The 17,589-nt window shown below is 67.5% G+C and carries 20 protein-coding genes; 3 read left to right on the top strand and 17 right to left on the bottom strand.

Features of this window, described 5'->3' with window-relative positions; genetic code table 11:
* Positions 1-6: 6 nt before the first annotated feature.
* The 12 genes from EJP67_RS04235 to EJP67_RS33535 form a co-directional block, all read right to left on the bottom strand.
* Positions 7-1,383, bottom strand: a complete 1,377-nt coding sequence (locus EJP67_RS04235) for a TadA family conjugal transfer-associated ATPase (protein WP_126019745.1) — start codon at positions 1,381-1,383, stop codon at positions 7-9.
* A 59-nt stretch (positions 1,384-1,442) separates the two neighbouring features.
* The gene (locus tag EJP67_RS04230; protein WP_126019742.1) at positions 1,443-2,594 is read right to left on the bottom strand and encodes a CpaE/TadZ family protein; all 1,152 of its coding nucleotides are present in this window, start codon (positions 2,592-2,594) and stop codon (positions 1,443-1,445) included.
* Positions 2,595-2,626: 32 nt separating this feature from the next.
* Positions 2,627-3,067 carry a TadE/TadG family type IV pilus assembly protein gene (locus EJP67_RS04225; protein ID WP_126019739.1) on the bottom strand — a complete coding sequence of 147 codons (441 nt, stop codon included), beginning with the start codon at positions 3,065-3,067 and terminating at the stop codon, positions 2,627-2,629.
* Positions 3,064-3,522: a TadE/TadG family type IV pilus assembly protein gene (locus tag EJP67_RS04220; RefSeq protein WP_126019737.1), complete on the bottom strand. Its 459-nt coding sequence runs from the start codon at positions 3,520-3,522 to the stop codon at positions 3,064-3,066. The genes EJP67_RS04225 and EJP67_RS04220 overlap by 4 nt, the downstream gene beginning before the upstream one ends.
* Before the next feature lie 16 nt (positions 3,523-3,538).
* Complete coding sequence (locus EJP67_RS04215) at positions 3,539-4,804, bottom strand: pilus assembly protein TadG-related protein (RefSeq protein WP_126019735.1); 1,266 nt, start codon at positions 4,802-4,804, stop codon at positions 3,539-3,541.
* 112 nt (positions 4,805-4,916) lie between these two features.
* On the bottom strand, positions 4,917-5,096 hold the full coding sequence (locus EJP67_RS04210; RefSeq protein WP_126020419.1) for a Flp family type IVb pilin: 180 nt from the start codon (positions 5,094-5,096) through the stop codon (positions 4,917-4,919).
* Positions 5,097-5,198: 102 nt separating this feature from the next.
* Entirely contained in the window at positions 5,199-5,408 is a 210-nt protein-coding gene (locus tag EJP67_RS04205) for a Flp family type IVb pilin (RefSeq protein ID WP_124458396.1), read from the bottom strand.
* A gap of 142 nt (positions 5,409-5,550) precedes the next feature.
* On the bottom strand, positions 5,551-5,850 hold the full coding sequence (locus EJP67_RS04200) for a hypothetical protein (RefSeq protein ID WP_126019733.1): 300 nt from the start codon (positions 5,848-5,850) through the stop codon (positions 5,551-5,553).
* 11 nt (positions 5,851-5,861) lie between these two features.
* The gene (locus EJP67_RS04195; protein WP_126019731.1) at positions 5,862-7,424 is read right to left on the bottom strand and encodes a type II and III secretion system protein family protein; all 1,563 of its coding nucleotides are present in this window, start codon (positions 7,422-7,424) and stop codon (positions 5,862-5,864) included.
* A gap of 32 nt (positions 7,425-7,456) precedes the next feature.
* Positions 7,457-8,302, bottom strand: a complete 846-nt coding sequence (gene cpaB, locus EJP67_RS04190) for a Flp pilus assembly protein CpaB (protein WP_126019729.1) — start codon at positions 8,300-8,302, stop codon at positions 7,457-7,459.
* A 48-nt stretch (positions 8,303-8,350) separates the two neighbouring features.
* Positions 8,351-8,935: an A24 family peptidase gene (locus EJP67_RS04185; RefSeq protein WP_126019726.1), complete on the bottom strand. Its 585-nt coding sequence runs from the start codon at positions 8,933-8,935 to the stop codon at positions 8,351-8,353.
* Positions 8,936-8,951: 16 nt separating this feature from the next.
* Positions 8,952-9,098 carry a hypothetical protein gene (locus EJP67_RS33535; protein ID WP_165909544.1) on the bottom strand — a complete coding sequence of 49 codons (147 nt, stop codon included), beginning with the start codon at positions 9,096-9,098 and terminating at the stop codon, positions 8,952-8,954.
* Between the two features lie 615 nt (positions 9,099-9,713).
* Between EJP67_RS33535 and EJP67_RS04180 the strand changes: the two genes are divergently transcribed.
* The 3 genes from EJP67_RS04180 (at position 9,714) to EJP67_RS04170 (ending at position 11,670) form a co-directional block, all read left to right on the top strand.
* On the top strand, positions 9,714-10,406 hold the full coding sequence (locus EJP67_RS04180) for a hypothetical protein (RefSeq protein ID WP_126019724.1): 693 nt from the start codon (positions 9,714-9,716) through the stop codon (positions 10,404-10,406).
* A 90-nt stretch (positions 10,407-10,496) separates the two neighbouring features.
* Positions 10,497-11,327 (top strand): hypothetical protein, encoded by an 831-nt coding sequence (locus EJP67_RS04175; RefSeq protein ID WP_126019722.1) that lies wholly within the window; start codon positions 10,497-10,499, stop codon positions 11,325-11,327.
* 16 nt (positions 11,328-11,343) lie between these two features.
* Positions 11,344-11,670, top strand: coding sequence for a hypothetical protein (locus EJP67_RS04170; protein WP_126019720.1), 327 nt, complete (start codon positions 11,344-11,346; stop codon positions 11,668-11,670).
* Positions 11,671-11,683: 13 nt separating this feature from the next.
* On the opposite strand, the gene EJP67_RS04165 is transcribed toward EJP67_RS04170, so the two are convergent.
* The 5 genes from EJP67_RS04165 to EJP67_RS04145 form a co-directional block, all read right to left on the bottom strand.
* The gene (locus EJP67_RS04165) at positions 11,684-11,986 is read right to left on the bottom strand and encodes a hypothetical protein (protein ID WP_240650487.1); all 303 of its coding nucleotides are present in this window, start codon (positions 11,984-11,986) and stop codon (positions 11,684-11,686) included.
* 369 nt (positions 11,987-12,355) lie between these two features.
* Entirely contained in the window at positions 12,356-14,983 is a 2,628-nt protein-coding gene (locus EJP67_RS04160; RefSeq protein WP_126019717.1) for an AAA family ATPase, read from the bottom strand.
* A complete protein-coding gene (locus tag EJP67_RS04155) occupies positions 14,980-16,098 on the bottom strand; it encodes a metallophosphoesterase family protein (protein WP_126019714.1) in 1,119 nt (372 codons plus the stop codon). Before EJP67_RS04155 ends, EJP67_RS04160 begins: the two co-directional genes overlap by 4 nt.
* Positions 16,099-16,222: 124 nt before the next feature.
* Positions 16,223-16,405: a hypothetical protein gene (locus EJP67_RS04150; protein WP_126019712.1), complete on the bottom strand. Its 183-nt coding sequence runs from the start codon at positions 16,403-16,405 to the stop codon at positions 16,223-16,225.
* Between the two features lie 124 nt (positions 16,406-16,529).
* The gene (locus EJP67_RS04145; protein ID WP_240650486.1) at positions 16,530-17,270 is read right to left on the bottom strand and encodes a peptidoglycan DD-metalloendopeptidase family protein; all 741 of its coding nucleotides are present in this window, start codon (positions 17,268-17,270) and stop codon (positions 16,530-16,532) included.
* Positions 17,271-17,589 lie beyond the last annotated feature (319 nt).

Below are 17,589 nucleotides of genomic sequence, written 5' to 3'. Positions count from 1 at the left end.
GTCAGGTCATTCGTAGTGCTTGCTCGGGTCGAACATCGTGTCCGGCAGCTCCACGCCGTAGGCATGCAGCCGCTCCGCGAACTTCGGCCTGACGCCCGTCGCATGGAAGTGCCCGCGCACCTGGCCGTCGGGCCCCATGCCGGTCTGGTGGAAGCTGAAGATCTCCTGCATCGTGACCACCTCGCCTTCCATGCCGGTGATCTCCTGGATGCTCGTGACCTTGCGCCGCCCGTCCACCAGCCGCAGCACCTGCACGATCACGGTGATGGCCGATGCGATCTGCTGGCGCACCGTGCGGTGCGGCAGGTTCAGGTTGGCCATGCCGATCATGTTCTCCAGCCGCGCCAGCGCGTCGCGCGGCGTGTTGGCGTGGATGGTGGTGAGCGAGCCCTCGTGGCCGGTGTTCATGGCCTGCAGCATGTCGACCGCCTCGGCGCCGCGCACCTCGCCGATCACGATGCGGTCGGGCCGCATGCGCAGCGCGTTGCGCACCAGCGCGCGCTGCGTGATCTCGCCCTTGCCCTCGATGTTCATCGGCCGCGTCTCCATGCGCGCCACGTGCGGCTGCTGCAGCTGGAGCTCGGCCGCGTCCTCGATGGTGATGATGCGTTCGCTCGGCGGAATGAAGCCCGAGAGGATGTTCAGCAGCGTGGTCTTGCCGGCGCCCGTGCCGCCCGAGATCAGCATGTTGACCTTGGCCTGCGCCAGCCCCTCGAGCATCTTCGCCATCTGCGGCGTCAGCGTCTTGAGCTCGTCCACCAGGTTCTCCATGCGCAGCGGAATCTTCGCGAAACGCCGGATCGACATCATCGGCCCATCCAGCGCCACCGGCGCGATCACCGCGTTCACCCGAGAGCCGTCGGGCAGCCGCGCATCGACCATCGGGCTCGACTCGTCGATGCGCCGCCCCACCAGCGAGACGATCTTGTCGATGATGCGCAGCAGGTGCTTCTCGTCGGTGAAGCTCACGTTGGTCAGCTCCAGCCGGCCCCGGCGCTCCACGTAGATCTTCTCGTGCGAGTTGACCAGGATGTCCGAGACCGACGGGTCGGCCATCAGCAGCTCGATCGGCCCGAAGCCCAGCATCTCGTGCTGGATGTCGCGGATCAGCGTGCGCCGCTCGATGTCGTTGAGCGCCTCGGGCTCCTCCTGCAGCAGCCGCGTGGTCATGGTCGAGATTTCCTGGCGCAGCACGTCGGGCTTCAGGGTCTCGAGCGCCGCGAGGTCGAAGCGCTCCAGCAGCTTCAGGTGCATGCGCTCCTTCAGCAACTTGTAGGCATCCGAGGCAAAGGGCGACACCGCCTGTTCGGCGGAGTGCCCCACCGGCCGCGCGGTGGCACCTGCATCGGTTTCGACGGCACTGAGCTGTTCTCTGAATGACATGGGGACCTGCCTTGCTGTTGATTGAAATGACTGGCTGCCGGGCTCCGATCGGGCGCCGATCAAGCGCGGCGGAAGAGCCGCCCGATGAAGCCGGGCTCCGCCTCCTGCCGGGGGCTGAGCGTGTGCGCGATGTCCGCCAGCTTTCTTGCGAGTGCGCTGCCTCGCGCCATCTCCGCCAGCGGCACGCCGCGGTTGATGGATGCATCCACGTCCTTGCCGCCGTCGGGCACCACCGTGAGCGTCGCGCCCACCAGCGAGCGCCGCATGTCCGACAGGCCGATCTCCCCGCCGCCGGCGCTGCGGTTCACCAGCAGCTCGACCTTGCCGGGCTGGTAGCCCAGCGACTTGAAGACATGCATCAGCCGCGTCACGTTGCGGATGTGCGGCAAGCTGGGCTGCAGCACCGGAAAGATGCGGTCGGCGCGGTCCAGCACGCGGATTGCGAGCGTGTCGATGCGCGGGCCCAGGTCGAACAGCACGAAGTCGTACATGCCCTGCGCGACGTGCAGGATCGCGTCGACGTGGTCGGCCTTCACGTCCATCGCGCGCGAGATGTCCTCCGGCGCCGGCAGGATGCTGAAAGTCGGCGACACCTTCGCCACGCTCGCCGCGAGCAGCGAGGCGTCGAGCCGGCCGATGTCGCGGGCCACGTCCGCCATCGTCGAGGTGGGCCGCAGGTCGCTCACATACGACAGCGCGTCGCCGAACTGCAGGTTCAGGTCCACCAGCAGCACCGAGCGCTCCTTCGAGAGCTGGTGCGCGATGTTGGTGGCCAAAAAGGTCGCCCCGCTGCCGCCCTTGCAGGGCATGAAGGCCACCACCTGACCCGGCGCGCGCGCCTGCGTGCCGGCCATCTTCTGCGCGATGCGCTCCACGGCCGCCTCCAGCGCGGCGGTGTCGGCCGGCGACGGCAGCACCTCGCGCACGCCCGCGCGCATCGCGTGGATAAGGAACTCGGGCGTCTGCATCGCGCACAGCAGCACCACCGAGATCGCCGGGTGCTGCAGCGTGAGCTTTTCCACCAGGTTGAGCTCCTGCGGGTCGCAGCACATGCCGTCGACCAGCAGCAACTCGGGGGCTGCCTTCTCGACGACCCACTGCATCCGGCTCTTGCCGCCTTCGAAGAGCGACACGATGTGCGAGCGCGCCTCCAGCACCTTGCGCATGTCCTGCAGGTGGTTGGCATTGGGGGAAATGATGGAGATCTTCATGGTCGTGTCCGTTGCGTTGGATTGCTGGATGGCTAGGAACAGATCGAGGCGCTGTTCGGGTCCTTGCGCATGACCTCGCGCGGCAGGTAGGTGGAAAAGCCCGGCATCGGAATCAGCGGTGCGGTCGCGTATGCGATGGGCGAGATCCACTGGTAGTTGAGCCCGGTGATGCTCACCGTCACGCCTTCGCAGGTCGCGGCCGTGCAGCCCGAGGGCGACCACGCCACCGACACGGTGCTGATCTGCGGCAGCAGCGCCTTCATGCGCGCAAGCACCAGGGCCTGCTGGGCCGTGTCGTCGCACACCACCGCGTAGCGGGCGCCGGCGCGCGTGGCCTCCTGGGCGGCGTTCCAGGTGAAAAGCATGCGCGCGAAGTCCACGATGCCCAGCGTGAACATGAGGAAGATGATCAGGCCCAGGGCGAACTCGACCGTCGTGGCCCCGCGGTTGCGGCGGGAGGTGCTTCTTCTCATGATGGCGCCCTCATGCTGGCGGTGATGTCGCTGAAGGCGATGTTGCCGTTCGCATCCGCGAAGACGACGCCCATCACCGAAGGGAACATCGAATGAAAGGTGTAGCCGCTGACCCGGATCGTCACCGTGGTGATGATCGGCGCCGCGCCCGCCGACTGCCAGGTGCAGCAGGTGCCGGCCGGCACGTTCGACAGGCTCAGTCCGCGCGCCAGCGGCGAACCCGTACCGGCCGTGTTTCCGTACACCACCAGGTTGCGCGCCTCGGTGATCTTCGTGCCCGGTGTCTGCACCGACATGTAGCGCACCGCGTCGCGCGTCGACTTGACCACCGCGTTGTACTCGTACATCGCGCGGCCGAACTCTGTGGTGATGAAGGTCAGCAACAGCAGCAGCGGAATGATCAGCGCGAGTTCGACAAGCGCTACGCCCTGCTGTGCACGACGAGACGGCTTCATGGCGTGCCTCCTCTTCCTATCTCACCAGGACCGGAACCAGCGGCCCGGCCGATCCGCCCGCCAGCCCGCTGGTGGTGCAGGGGCTGCCGGCGGCGCCGGCGTTGCCGAGGAATTCCAGCTGCACGTCGGTCATCGGAATGCTCAGCGGCTGAAGCATCAGCATGCAGAGGTAGTCGATCACGTGGTTGCCACCATCGATGACCGGTACCGTCACGAAGCGGCGGTCGAGGCCGTACTGCATGTGGCCGCCGGCGACATTGCCGGGGTTGGCCAGCTTCTGGAAGCTGTTGAGCGACAGCCCGGTGATCGCTTCGCAGCTGTTCGCGCCCTTCACCTTGGTGCCGGTGTCGGCGCACGACGCGAAGGCGGCGCGCTTCGTCAGGTAGTTCTGACCAGTCCCTGAGCCCGGGGATGGGCCGTTGTAGGCGTTGAACTGCGCGGGCCAGTTGAGCGAGGTATAGGCGTAGCCGGTGTAGTCGGGCCGCGCCGTACTCGGGTCGCTGGTGTTCTTGTAGATGCCGAAGCGCTGGTTCCACACATCGGCCACCGAAGTCTGCACGCCCGGCGTGCCGACCGTGTCGCCCACCTTGGCACCGCAACGGCCGTTGAGTTCGGCTTCGGTTTCCGAAGCACTGTTGCTGCCGTCGAGATTGGCCCACCCGATCTGCCCGCCCGTGGCGGCGTTCTGCGCCATGATGAGCGTCACCCACTCGCCGACCACGAAGCCATAGTTCGGAGCCACGCCGCCGGTCTTGGGCTTCGCCGCGACCGGGATGGGGCATGCGCTCTGTGCGCTGGCCCGGGTGGCGACGGCGCTCGCCGTGACGCTGCGGGTGGCCGGATTATTGGCGGTGTCGCCCGAGAAGGCGCCCATCGCCTTCATGAGCCAGATGTTGATGTTGGGCTGCGTATGCGCGCACTGGGCGTAGCGTGCCAGGGCGGGCGTCGTGGTGACGGCGTAGGACGCGTCGCGGAAGCTGATGTCGGCCGCGACGATCTGGCCCTGGCCGCTCCAGGTACTCGATTGCATGTTCACGCGGTTGACGTTGCCGGCGGTCTGGCCAGCGCTCACCGCCCGGGTGATCGCTGTGCTCTGCCCGTCTAGTTCGCGCGCGGCGGACAGGGCACAACTGTCGACCGCGGTCTGCAATTCGGTTTTGACGATGAACAAGTGACCAAAGTCCAGGGCGATGCCCATGAACCCCATCAGGAACAGGAGCATGAGCGCGGCTGTGACGATCATCGCGCCACGCTGGCGGCGATGTGTGCGGTTGGCTTTCATGATCGTTTTCCTGCCGTTCTGTCGTTGGAGAAGATCGCGTGAGAAGTCAGCTGGAATTGCGAAGGAAAGCAGGCTCGAGGAAGAAGACCTGCCTCCCTTCGCAACAGATCGCTCAGGTGCAAGTCGGGGACGTCAGGCACGTGGTGACACGAGCAACGAAGTTCGTGAAGCCGCCGTTGTTGGCGGTAAGCAGTTGCAGCGCAACGACCAGTGCAATGGAGACGACAGCGATGATCAGCGCGTACTCCACCACCTGGGCACCGCTCTCGTCTTTCAGGAATGTCTTGAACATAGTCATGACCTCGGTTCGTTGTGAAGAAAGAGTTGCGTGGAAGCGGATGAAAGGATGGAGCGAAGCGGGCTTCAAAGCCCGCTCCCCCTCCCCGATCACTGCTTAGACGCAGGGCCCCGGCCCGTTCAGGCAGGTATTGACGCGAGCAATGAAGTTCGTGAAGGTTGCCCCTGTGGTGAGCGCCCTCAGGGCGATGACCAGCGCGATGGAAACGACCGCGATGATCAGCGCGTACTCGACGACTTGTGCCCCTTCTTCCTCGAGCATGAAGCCGCGAGTCGATTGGCCGATGGCCTGGAGAAAGTTTTTCATGGTTCTTTCCTTTCAAGGTTTGAACAGTCGGAAATCAGGTTTGAAAACAATGAGGTAATAGAGAAGAAAGTTCGTTGCGATTCGTGGCGCTCTCCTTTCCATGCAAAGACTGGTGTGGAACGAATCCGCGAAACGCGGCCTGTCATTTCCCCGAGCCGCCGCCGCTCTGGTTGCCGATGCCGCCACCGATGTTGATGACGTTGACTGCCGGAGGCGGCGACTTGTACGACTCGTGGTACTGGTTCATCGCCTCGCGCGCCGCGCGACCGTCCATGCCGGCGGCGGGGTCGTTCGTCTTCCCGGCCTCGGGGTTGATCGTCATCTTCCTTTTCGCGTCGCGCACCGCGTCGCCGAAGCGCGCGTCGTAGTTGGGCGTGACGTGCGAGCAGCTGGCGCCGAGGAGGCACACGAGCGCGACGGTGGTCGTTCTGATGATGAACATGGCGGTGCTCCTCACTTGGGTTCGCTGTCGGGGGCGGCCGGGGCCGGGGTGGAGCTCTCGAGGGCTCCGTTGAGATAGACCTCCGCGCGGCTGGGAACGACGTGGTTGTCCGTCGGCACCCTCGGCGACTCGGCCAGCGGACGCACCAGGCGAGGCGTGATGACGAACATCAGCTCGGTCTGCTCGTTCTGGAACTCGGTGCTGCGGAAGAGCGCGCCCATCACCGGCACCTCGCCCAGCCCCGGAAAGCGCTTGATCGACTCCGTCACGTTGGCCTTGATGAGGCCGGCGATGACGAAGCTCTGTCCGTCGTTGAGCTGCACGGTGGTGTCGGCGCGCCGCACCGTGAGCGAAGGCAGCACGGCGGTGACGCCGCCGACCGTCGTGAACGGCGAGCCGGTCTGCGACAGGTCGGACACCTCGGACACCATCTTCAGGTTGACCCGGTTGCCATTCAGCACCGTGGGCGTGAACTTGACCCCGATGCCGAACTCCTTCTCTTCCAGCGTGATGTTCGTCCCGCTGCCACCAGCAGCGCTTTGCGAAACCGGAATGAAGATCTTGCCGCCCGACAGGAAGCTGGCCTGCTGGCCGCTGATGGCCATGATGTTCGGCTCCGCGAGGATGCGCACCAGCCCGTCGTCCTTCTGGCCGTCGACGGTCAGCGTGCCGCGGCCGATGCGCAGCGCCTGCACGAGGCCGCCGCCGCCGCTGAGGAAATTCGAGACCAGCGAGGAGGTGTTCAACCCGCTGCTGCTCGTGCGCGAAACGTTGAGGCCGGCGCCCAGCCTGTCGAGCAGCGTCTTGCTGACCTCGGCGATCTTCACTTCCAGCATCACCTGCTGCGGCGTCGCCACGCGAAGCAGGTTCACCACCTTCTTGCCGTCGGCGCCGTAGGCCGAGGCCAGGCTCATCACGTCGTCGAGCTTGAGCGCGTCGCTGATCTCGCCGGTGAGCACGATGGACTTCTCGGCGCTGCGCACCTGGATGCGGCGCTCCTCGGGCATCAGCTCGGCCAGCTTGGACTGCAGGGCCATCGGGTCGATGGTGACGATGACGTCCTTGATGTAGCAGGTGCCATCGGCGCTTTGCAGCACCACGTTCATCGAGCCCGCCTGGCGGCCCCGGAAGAACAGGTCGGTCGGGCTCAGCAGCGTCACGTCGACGTCCGCGACGCCGTCGCTGGTGTTCGCGTTGGCCGCGGGTGCCGCGACGGGCTGCATGCCGGCGGGCACTGCAGCCGCGGCGGCCGCCGGTACAGGTGCGCGGCTCGGCGGCTGGCCGCTGACCACGATGCGCACCACGCGCGCCTTCAGCGGTATGACCACCGACTTGCCCAGCACGGCCTGGGTCGGCTGGTCGTCGGGAATGATGGCGGTGCATCGGCGGCTGCCGTTGGCAGCGGCAGAGGCACTGCTGCTGCCTGCCGCCGCGGCTTGCGTGGTGGCGGTGGCTGCGGCGGGCATGGCGCCCGCGGCCGAGGCGGTTGCCGCGACCTCGGCGCCCATGGCGGGAGACGCCACTGTCGCGAAGGCCGCCAGCAGGCTGGCGAGTGTTGTGGGGATATGGCGCACTTGGTGTTCCTCCTGTCGAATGTCGAACCGGTTCAGAAACAGGTCAGCGAGCTGCCCGCGTGCTGGATGATTTCCACGCACTGGGAAGCCGGCGTCGCGGCGGGGCCCGGGCGATGGGCGCGCGGGCGGGCCGGTGCCGGAGCAGGCGCGGTCGCCGCGACCTGCACGAGTTCCTTGGCGCCGAAGAGCTGGCCCTTGGTGATGCCGTCAGTGGCCACCGTGGTCTTGTCCATCTGGTTGCGAAGCACCAAGGACAGGGTGCCCACGCTGCGGGCCAGGTCGAGCTTCTCGGAGTCTTCCAGCGAGAGCTCCAGCGTCACGGCGCTCACCACCTTCGGCTTGGTGTCGTCGCGGTTGGCTTCCTGCGCCACCGCCAGCACCAGCACCTTCTCGAGCACGGTCTTGCTGATCTGCAGCGCCTCTTCGCCGCGCCCCTTGTCCTGCTGGGCGTTGACCATCACGTCGACGTAGTTGCCCGGCAGCGCGAAGCCCGCCACGCCCACCACGTCGTTGACGCGCACCGTCATCGCCCGCTTGCCGCTGGCGATCACCGCCGAGAGCCCGCCCTGCGTGCCCACCGGCGCCAGCTTGCCTTCGATGACCGCTTCGCCGCGCAGCACGCCGACCTTCACCACGCGCTCGTCCAGCGCCTTGATGTCGCTGAACGCGCCGTTCGGCACCGAGCCGCTGGGCCAGTCGATCGTCGTGAGCATCTGCGGGTTGACGCGGCTGCCCAGCTCGATGTCGACCGCCGCCACCACGACCTTGTTGGACGCGATGCCGCCCTGTTTGGAGATCCACCCCGCCGCATAGACGGCGGCCGCCAGCCCCGTCAGCAGGGCCAGAAGGATCAGCCCGATCGCCTTGATGTTCTTCATGTGAACCTCCGTCGCAGATGAGATGAGATGAAAGGGAAAGTGAAGGGGCTAGACGTAGCCCAGCTGGTGCGCGAGCACTTCGACGACCGTGCCCGCCGCGATGCAGATGCCGTAGGGCAGCCTTCCGATGGACTGGCTGGCGCCGATGCGTCCCGAGGGACGGATGCCGACCATGCCCGACAGCATCACGCCCTGTGCCGCGTCCTTGACGTTGGTCAGCATGCGCACCACGCGGCGCTGGTGGATCGCGAAGACCATGGCCGCCGCGCCGCCGGCAATGAAGGTGAAAAGCACCGCCATCAGCGCCTGCTCAGGCCCGATGAAGGCGCCGGCCATGGCCATCAGCTTCACGTCGCCGGCGCCCATCACTCCGATCACGTAGAACGGCACCATCGCCGCGAAGCCCACGCCCAGCCCGCCGAATGCGCTTGCGGCCCCCACGGCGGGGGTGCGCGCGGCCAGCGTTCCGTAGACCAGCGCGAAGAGCGCGCCGCCGAAGGTCAGCCAGTTGGGGATGCGGTAGGAGCGCCAGTCGCTGACGGCGGCCGTGGCCAGCAGCGCCAGCAGCACGAGCATGCGAAGGTCGGTGGCCAGCATCGCCAGCAGTTCGAGAACGGCGTCGAGTTCCTGCATGTCGGTCTCCACGGGTTCAGGCAGTGCGCCGGATGGCGAGCAGCAGGAGCAGGCACACGACCATCACCAGCGCTCCGATGAGCGCGAACTCCATGAACGACATGCCGGCGTCTTCGCGCAGCAGGTTCATGAAGGTCGTCGGCAGCAGTGCGAGCAGTTCCATGCGTATCCCCTGGTTGTTGTGACCGGCCTGGACCGCCTCTTGCCCGGCTTGGGCTTCGGCGTTCGGCCATGGGGATGAATGTAGAAATCGGCCCGCTTTCGCACATGAGCAAAGCGCCCTTTTGTGGGGGAGTCAAAACCCCCGGCCGCGCGCCCCCGGAAGCAGGACAAAGCGCCCGGGTGCGGCGTGACAACGGACAGATGGCCGAACGGAGCGTCTGACGGCCCTGCTGCCGCCGCCCGGCGCGACCGCGGTAGCGTGCTGCGCGGAGGCCGTCGCGAGCGTGAACAAGGGGAATACCCGAGGCACCGCCGCAGATTCGATTACTTCGGTTGCATCTGGTTTCTAGCGGCCTCGATGCCTCCTCGAATACCGCGATTCCGCTTGCGTCCATCGTGCGGCGGAAGCGTCTTTCCGTCTTGCCGCAAAGGATCGGGGCCATGCCTTTCGCCATAGCCTCGCACTACCCAGCACAGGGCATTTTTCATTACTTCCCCGACGCAGAAACTGCACTCCGGTCGTCACGCAAGCCACTCCACACAGCGTCACAGACCGTCAGCTGATGGCCGGGTGGTCCGGCGATCGGGTTTGTTCCACATCACTCGAGGAAGCATCATGAAGAAGACTCTCATCGCCATCGCCGTGGTCCTGGTCGGCAGCGTCGCTTCGGCAACTGTCGGCAGCACCGCGGTCGCCGCAACCTCCACCACGACCGGCTCCTCCAGCTCCGCCGGGTCGACCGCCGCCAGTTCCGGCACGGGCAGCGCGCTGAGCTACAACTCGGCCACGTCGAGCTCGGCAGCCAACGCCAACGCTTCGGGCAGCGCGTTCGCGGTGCCGGGCTTCGCGGTGGGCGGCGCATCGGCTGGCGGCTCGGCAACGAGCACCGGCCGCGTGACCAGCATGGCCGTGACGACCGGCAACGGCCTGGCCACCGGCGGCGCCAACGCTTCAGCCAACGCGACCTCGGCGGGCAACGCCAACTACTCTGCGGGCGGCGCCACGCACGTCAGCGGCAGCGCTGGCGGCGCAGCCTCCTCCACCACCAACAACACGGCGGCGACGGCCGCCGGCCCCGGCGGCGGCATCGCCCTGGTGACCCGTACCTCGACCACGACCTCCGGCTACAACGCCTCGTCCGGCGCTATCAACGGGCCCATCAACGGCACGAGCACCTCGGCCACGGCAGGCTCCACCGGCGGCTCCTTCGGCGTCACCAACTTCGCATGGGGCAACGCCGGCGGCTTCACCAACGGTGGCGGCACCGGCGGCACGGCGGGCGCGAGCTCGACCGCATCGGCTCCCTGAACCCTGCCTTGCGCAAACCGGTTGCTGAACCTGGAAATGGGGAGAGCGGCAGGAAACGCCCTCTCCCCGGTCCTCAAAGGAGTCGAAAAAATGAAGAAGCTGCTTTTTCTTTCACTGCTGACTTTCTCCGCGGTGGCCATCGCCCAACAGACCAACACCAACACGGGTGCGAACAACGGGTCGTCGAGTTCGGCCACGACCTCGGCCCAGGGCAACAGCCAGTCGGTGACGTTTTCGAGCCCGGCGAGCGTGACCACCCAGTCGACGATGACCAGCAACCAGAACGTCAACAACACCGGTGCGACGACGAACACCGTCGACTACCGCGGCAGCTACACGATCAAGAACGTGCCGTCGGTCAATGGCCCCAACCTGACGACGAGCAACGACACCTGCATGGGCAGCAGCAGCGCCAGCGCGAACGGGCCTGGCGTGGGCCTGAGCTTCGGCACCACCTGGACGGACGAGCACTGCAAGCGCCTGAAGATGAGCCGCGAGCTCTGGAACAAGGGCATGAAGGCAGCGTCGCTGGCCATGGACTGCATGGACCCGGCGGCCATGGCCGCGCTGGAGATGACCGGCACCAAGTGCCCACAGTCGATGACGGCGGAAGAGCGCGTGTCGGCCTACGGACCGCAGGCATCGGCAAGCGGCGCTGCCGCCTCGCCGCCTCGCGCGGTGGCTGCAGCGGCCCCGCTGCAGCCGCCCCTCGCGCCCATCGCGCAAGCCTCGCCTGCCCCGCAGCAGCAGGCCGCGGCAGCCTCCGAAGACACGGGCGTGGTCACGATGCCCGTCGTCAGCGCCACGGTGACGCCGATCGAACCGGGCGAAGTCGCCTCCATCCGGGCCGCGTCGCGCATGCTGGACCAGCGCTCCGACGACATCGCGACCGCACCGCGCTCGGCCCCGGCCGCGCAATGACCGCACGGAGCGCCAAATGACCAGGACCGTATTCCTGCTCTGGCTGGCGGCCTGCTGCGCTGCCACCACGGCGGCGGCAGCGGCCGTGCAGCAGCCGCTGCGCGTCGAGCGGATGAACATGGGCAGCGGCCTGCAGAACGCGCGCGGCACCGAGAACGCGCTGCCGGTCGGCGCCCTCGGCGTGTGGCACGTGCCGCAGTACCTGCCGGGCTACCCCACGGCCGCGACCATCTGGCCGCGCGTGATCGTCATCCAGTGCACGGAAGACCTGTGCGCGGGCTACACGATCACGCCCGAGCTGGGGCGCGGCGAATATCTTTTCTTCGTGCCGGCAAACAAGTAGCCGGCGAGCATGTTCACTGCGTGCCGTCTTTTCCAAGGCCGGCGCGCAGCGATTGCGCGGTGGCATCCGCCGCGTCGATTCGCCGTTGCAGCTCCTCGTTGACCACACCCACCAGCGCCGCGAGTTCGGCCCGGCTCGGATAGACCTCCTGCGTGTCACCCACCCCTTGCTGGACGATGAGCTTTTCGAGGCACGCATACGCACGCTGCATCGATTGAAGGCCGCCGATGTCGTCGCACAGCTGCAGTGCGAGCAGTTCGGCGCTCTGTGAGGCGGAAGATTTGGAAGTGGAAGAGACGGGTGCGGATACAGCCATGAGTGGGCTCCAAGGGTTTCGGTTTGCTGAAACCGACGCACCCGAGTCCAGGCGGGGGCGGCAGCTCGACGGGTTGGACTACCGGGAAACCACTTGCGTGAAACCGGCCGGGCTCGCGCCCGCCCGTCGAGCCGCCAAAACTGGAAGCACGAACGACGAAGCCGCAGACCCTGCGGGGTGACTGCGGCTTGCGTCGCAGCGGTTTCAACGGGAGTCCAATCCCGATCACGCCTCTTTTTGACGTGACCGGCGCAGTATAGCCACGCCAAAACGGGGCGGCGGCTCGACGAGTTGGCCTACCGGGCAACCACTGTGGAAACCGGCCGGGCTTGCGCCCGCACGTCGAGCCGCCAAAACTGGAAGACAGCCTCAGGGAATGCTTCGCGCCACCACGCCCAGATCGCGCCATGCCTCGGGATGGCAGCTGAAGATCAGTATCTGGTGCCGCTGCGCCGCGTCGTACAGCACCCGCTTCATCTGCCGCAGGCGCTCCTCGTCGGTGTTGACCAGCGCGTCGTCGAGGATCAGTAGCGTCGGCTTGTTCGCTTCCTTCAGCAGGTCCGCGTAGGCCAGCCGGGCGACCACGCCCATCTGCTCGCGCGCGCCCACGCTGAGCTCTTCGAACTCGCCGCTCTGGGCGCCGCGCAGGCCCTGGCGCGTGATGCGGCCGGGCGAGAGATCATCGCCGACCTCGATCTGCGCGCCGGGGAAAAGAATCTGCAGATAGTGGTCGAGATGCTTCTGCAGCGGCGCGCGCAGGCGCCGCGCCAGTGCGGAGCGCTTTTCGCGCAGCAGCTTGAGCAGATGGTCGAGCGCCCTCGCCCGGCGTTCGAGTTCGGCGCAGCGGCGCGTGGCGTGTTCGAGTTCGCGCTGCTTTTCCGAGGCGGCTTCTTCCTGGCCGAGGGCGCCCTTGGTTTCCAGTTCGACTTCGAGCCGGGTGATCTCGGTGGCGCGCTGGCTGTGCGCGGCCTCGGCCTGCCTTGCGCTGCGCTCCAGCCGCTCCACGTCCTGCGCGAGCACGGGCAGGTTGACGGTCTGCAGGCGCTGGGCCAGTTCTGAGAGCTTGTCCTGCATGGCTGACTGCTGCGCCAGCGCGTCGGTCAGTGCGCCGCCGGCTTCGGTCTTTCTGCCGGCGCGTGCGGGGTCGTTGAGGGTGGCCTTGACGGCGGCGAGTTCGTCTTCGGCGGCCTTCACCTGTTCGCGTGCGTTGCCGGCCGCGACCTTGGCGTCGTTGAGGGCGGCGGAGGCTGCCTCCAATGCGGCGCGCGCAGCGGCTTCTTCTGACTCAGCCGACGGCACGGCCATGCCTGCAGCCGGCGCTGACGGCATGGCCTGCAGCACCTGCCGGGCTTCCGCGAGGCGGGCTTCGCGCGTCGCAACGTCGGCGGCGAGCGCGCCGAGTCCCTTGGGGGCCAGCGCTGCGAGCACGGCTTCGGCGGCACCGGCCTCGCCCTTGCGTAGAACCTGCTGCCGCGCACGCTCTTCGACCGCCGCCACGCTTTCGGCGCGCAGGCCCTGCAGCAGCGCCGCAAGCTGGTCCCGCGCGCGGTCGCGCTCGATGGCGATGCTTTCGAGGTCCGCGCCGCCCGGCAGCACGCTGATGCGGCCCACGCCTTCGATCTCGATGTCGGTGCGGGCGATGACGGTCTGGCGCTGCGAGCCCGTCAGCTCAGTTCCTGCGACGCGGACCTTGGCGCCGGGCTGCAGTTCGAACTCCAGGGCCGTGGCCACCGCGTCGAGCCTGGCCTGAGCAGTGCGAAGCGCGTCCGCGCACTGCCGCAGCCGCTTGAGTTCGCCTTCGGGCACCGCAAGCGCCTGTGCCTCGGCCTGCAGCCGGGTGACTTTCTCCTGCTCGGCCTTTGCCTTCTCGTGGCTTTGCGAGAGCGCGGCAAGTTGCTCGGCCAGGCTTTCGACGGTTTTCTCCTGTGCGATGCGTGAGGCAGCTTGTCGCGCCAGGCGCAGGTTCTCGCGAGCTTCGGCATCGGCCTTCGTGGCGGACGCATGGCGCGGCTCCCACGCCTGCAGTTCGCCAAGCGCCTTGGCCAGGACTTCCTGCGTCTTCCGCAGGTTCGTCTCCCGCTGGGCGAGAGAGCCTTCCTCGCGTTCCATCGCCTGCAGCTGGGTGCGCCATGAATTCACCTGCGCGGCGATCTGCCTGAGCGCGGCTTCCTGGGCGGTCTTCTTCTCGTCCAGGCCCCGGGCTTCGTCGAGCCGCTGCTGCGCGACGACGAGTTGCTCACGCAATGCGGCCCACGGCCGCGCAGCTTCGTCGCGCTGGTGGTCGCGCCGCAGATTGGAGAGGCGGTCGACGCCTGATTGATACGACTCGATGTCGGCGTGCAGCCGCTCGAGTTCGGCTTCGAGTTCCGTGCGCAGCTTGAGCGCGTCGGCGTAAGCGCCACGCGGTGTTCCGGCGGCGGGCGTCAGCAGTTCGTTGCGCTCGACCTCCACCGCCTTCAGCACCGCATCGCCGTTGCTGGAGGCCAGTTCGCCCAGCGATTCGCCGAGCGCGTTGCGCAGATGGTCGCTGGCAAAGCCCACCGCGCTGGCGATGTCGTGCGAGGTGCCCTGCTTGATCCACAGCAGCCCCGGAATGCCCATGTGCTCGGGCGTGCTGGCGCCCTTGCCCGGAAAGCGGAAGCCGAGCAGCGCCGCGAGATGGTCTTCGGCCACGGCGCCATCCATGGCCCTGCCGTCGATAACCAGTTCGCAGCGCTTCTTGCCCAGGAAGGCCTTGGTGAGCCGGTAGCGCTTGTCGTCGAGCTCGAAATCGACTTCGACCATGGGCGTCGCCGAGCTTTCGCCCCAGGGCCGCAGATGCTCGACCGCGCTGGAGCGATGCCGCTCGAAGAAAGCAGCGCGAATGGCCTCGGCGACGGTCGATTTGCCCGATTCGTTGGGCGCGGCGAAAAGATTGAGCCCGTCCGTCAGCCCGTCGATTTCGAGCGGCGCGCGGAAGAGCTTGAAGTTCTCGATGCGAAGGCGCTGCAGCTTCATGCGGCGGCTCCCGGCTGCGTACCGAGGATGCGCGCGAGCGTGAGCAGCGCGTCGCGCGCCAGCTCGGCATCGGTGCCGCCCTGCTGCTCGCGCAGCGCCTGCAGCGCCTCGCCAACGAAGCCGTCGGCGTGCAGTGCCTGTATGTCGTCTTCGGTCGGCTCCAGCCGCAGCGCTTCACCTTCCCACACCAGCGCGCGGGCGCGGGCGCGCGCGGCATCGAGGGCTGCGTTCAGCCGGTTGTGGCCGGCAAGGTCGCAGCTGCCCTGGGCGCGCAGCTGCAGCACGTCGCCGCTGCCGATCTGCTCGAGCTTGCGCACCAGCTCGTCGATGTCGGAGGGCACGGCGAGCCGGGGTTCCCATTGCTGCCAGTCGAACTGACCGGTGCGGATGGTTTCGACCACGGGCGGCGCGCCGGCACCGGCGATGCCGACCAGCAGCGCCTGGCCGGAGTCGTTGGCCCTGAATCGGTCGGTTTCGGGCGTGCCGGCGTACCAGGTGCGCTCGTCGATCTGCCGCGTGCCATGCCAGTCGCCGAGCGCGAGGTAGTCGAGCCCGGCCTGCGCCGCGCGGCCGGCGGCGATGGGGTTGGTCGAGTCGATGTCTTCCGAGAGGATGCCCTGCACGCTGCCGTGCGCGAGGCCGATGCGGGGGAGGCTTTCATCCTCCGGCTCGGCGGCCGCGAACCACTCGGTGAGGTCGCCATAGGTGTGGCGCTGCGTGAGCGGCGCGGGCAGCAGCGTGAACTTGCCGGCCACGGTGTGCGGCCTGGGTTCCAGGCAGCAGACGACGTTCGGCGCGATGGCGCCCAGCCGCTGCGCGCGGCTCCAAACGGATTCGCTCAGCGCCGAATCGTGGTTGCCCGGAATCAGCAGCCACGGTCCGGCAAAGCCCTGCATGGCGTTGAACATGCGGCGGATGGTCTTGTCCGAGACAGTCTGCAGGTCGAACACATCGCCCGCGACCAGCACGGCGTCGACCTTGCGTTCGCTGGCGATGGCGGCGAGCCGCTCGACGGCCTTGAAGCGCGCCTCGAAGAGCGCCGAGGCGTCGTCGGGCTCGAACTGGGAAAACACGCGGCCGATCTGCCAGTCCGCGGTGTGTAGCAAAGAAATCATGCGTCGTGGCCCTCCCTTTGCCTGTCGCGTCTGCATCGTCCGGGTCGGTCCCGAACAGCGAGCATCTTAGAGGGCGCGCACGATCGTCTGCGGTGACGACACCGTGCGGGGCGGACGGATCAGATCAGGCCTGGGAGTCGGCCCCGGCCGAGCACTCCTGCAGCAGCGCGGCCGACTGGGTGACCTGCTCGGCGATCTGCTCGCGCAGCGGCCGCCACTCGAGGCTGAAGGGGGCAAGGAGCAGCCACTGCATGGTCAGAGCCAGCGCGATGCCGAGAATGACGAACATCCAGTGCACGAGTTCCATCGCCGCCCCTTTTCAAGAATCAGCGGGAGTCTGATCACTTCGCAGGCATCGCGATATCGCCAATTCGGGGGATGCCGTTCGCCAGAGATCGCCCACCGCCTCCGGCCGGACGACTCGCTTCAGCTCACTTCGCCGGCAGGTACTGGCGCGGATCGACAGCGTTGCCGCGGTAGCGGATCTCGAAGTGCAGGCGCGCGCGCGTGCCGTCGGAGCTGCCGATCTCGGCGAGCTTCTGGCCCTGCTTCACCTGCTGGCCCTGCTTGACCTGCACGGCGCGCAGGTTGGTGTAGACCGACATATATGAACCGCCGTGGTCGACCATCACCACGCTGCCGTAGCCGCGCAGCGTTTCGGTCACCGCCACCTTGCCCGCTCCGATGGACGCCACCGGGTCGCCGAGGCTGCCGCCGATGTCCACGCCCTTGCTGCTGGTGCCGTTGAAGCCCGCGATCACCGGGCCCTGCGAGGGCCAGGTCCAGTCGCTGCGGCGGGATGCGGGCGGCGCGACCGGTTCCGGTGCCGAGGCTCGCGGCGGCCGGGGGCGCTCCGCGCGTTCAGGCCGCTCGGGGCGCTCGGGCCGTTCGCGGCTCGGCGGCGGCTCCGACGAGCCGGCGCCGCCCGGAGGGACCACGCGCAGCACCTGCCCCGCTTCGAGCTTGTCGGGGTCCTGGAGATTGTTCCAGCGCGCGATGTCGCCGGGCGAGCGCCCTGCCCTCGACGCGATGCGATAGAGCGTGTCGCCCGGCTGGACGACGTATTCGCCCGGCCCCGCCACTGGCGCCTTGGGAGACGTGGAGCATGCCGCCACCACCAATGCCGCGGCGAGCACAGCGCCCGCGCGCCAGTTCCTTCCTGTCACAACCACCACCGGATTCCTTCCTGCACAACCTGGATTGCGCGCTGCCGGGTGCCCCCGGAACCGCGCTCGAAGAATGCGCGAAGGCTAACAGCAGTCGCGAGCCGCTCCGGTGGCTTCGGGGCCTTTTCGCTGCGGGCCGCTCATTCGACAGCGGGTCCTGGCAACGGTGGCGAATTGCCTGAAAAGCCAATTTGGGAAAGCGGTTCCGGTGCCGTGGAACTACACCGGGTAATGGGATGTCGCGGAATTCATTGCAATCCTTGCAAGCCGGATCCTCCGGCCTCACCCAATTCCCAATGCCTTTTTCAATTTTCAGGTTTTGTTT

The sequence above is a fragment of the Variovorax guangxiensis genome (genome assembly GCF_003952165.1).
In the GTDB taxonomy this organism is placed as follows: Bacteria; Pseudomonadota; Gammaproteobacteria; order Burkholderiales; family Burkholderiaceae_C; genus Variovorax; species Variovorax guangxiensis.
This window is presented reverse-complemented; position numbering and strand designations above follow the sequence as displayed.

Excerpts from the sequence above, each read along its gene's own strand:
- EJP67_RS04235 (WP_126019745.1), bottom strand. The coding sequence starts at position 1,383 with ATGTCATTCAGAGAACAGCTCAGTGCCGTCGAAACCGATGCAGGTGCC.
- EJP67_RS04230 (WP_126019742.1), bottom strand. The coding sequence starts at position 2,594 with ATGAAGATCTCCATCATTTCCCCCAATGCCAACCACCTGCAGGACATG.
- EJP67_RS04225 (WP_126019739.1), bottom strand. The coding sequence starts at position 3,067 with ATGAGAAGAAGCACCTCCCGCCGCAACCGCGGGGCCACGACGGTCGAG.
- EJP67_RS04220 (WP_126019737.1), bottom strand. The coding sequence starts at position 3,522 with ATGAAGCCGTCTCGTCGTGCACAGCAGGGCGTAGCGCTTGTCGAACTC.
- EJP67_RS04215 (WP_126019735.1), bottom strand. The coding sequence starts at position 4,804 with ATGAAAGCCAACCGCACACATCGCCGCCAGCGTGGCGCGATGATCGTC.
- EJP67_RS04210 (WP_126020419.1), bottom strand. The coding sequence starts at position 5,096 with ATGTTCAAGACATTCCTGAAAGACGAGAGCGGTGCCCAGGTGGTGGAG.
- EJP67_RS04205 (WP_124458396.1), bottom strand. The coding sequence starts at position 5,408 with ATGAAAAACTTTCTCCAGGCCATCGGCCAATCGACTCGCGGCTTCATG.
- EJP67_RS04200 (WP_126019733.1), bottom strand. The coding sequence starts at position 5,850 with ATGTTCATCATCAGAACGACCACCGTCGCGCTCGTGTGCCTCCTCGGC.
- cpaB (WP_126019729.1), bottom strand. The coding sequence starts at position 8,302 with ATGAAGAACATCAAGGCGATCGGGCTGATCCTTCTGGCCCTGCTGACG.
- EJP67_RS04185 (WP_126019726.1), bottom strand. The coding sequence starts at position 8,935 with ATGCAGGAACTCGACGCCGTTCTCGAACTGCTGGCGATGCTGGCCACC.
- EJP67_RS33535 (WP_165909544.1), bottom strand. The coding sequence starts at position 9,098 with ATGGAACTGCTCGCACTGCTGCCGACGACCTTCATGAACCTGCTGCGC.
- EJP67_RS04180 (WP_126019724.1), top strand. The coding sequence starts at position 9,714 with ATGAAGAAGACTCTCATCGCCATCGCCGTGGTCCTGGTCGGCAGCGTC.
- EJP67_RS04175 (WP_126019722.1), top strand. The coding sequence starts at position 10,497 with ATGAAGAAGCTGCTTTTTCTTTCACTGCTGACTTTCTCCGCGGTGGCC.
- EJP67_RS04170 (WP_126019720.1), top strand. The coding sequence starts at position 11,344 with ATGACCAGGACCGTATTCCTGCTCTGGCTGGCGGCCTGCTGCGCTGCC.
- EJP67_RS04165 (WP_240650487.1), bottom strand. The coding sequence starts at position 11,986 with ATGGCTGTATCCGCACCCGTCTCTTCCACTTCCAAATCTTCCGCCTCA.
- EJP67_RS04160 (WP_126019717.1), bottom strand. The coding sequence starts at position 14,983 with ATGAAGCTGCAGCGCCTTCGCATCGAGAACTTCAAGCTCTTCCGCGCG.
- EJP67_RS04155 (WP_126019714.1), bottom strand. The coding sequence starts at position 16,098 with ATGATTTCTTTGCTACACACCGCGGACTGGCAGATCGGCCGCGTGTTT.
- EJP67_RS04150 (WP_126019712.1), bottom strand. The coding sequence starts at position 16,405 with ATGGAACTCGTGCACTGGATGTTCGTCATTCTCGGCATCGCGCTGGCT.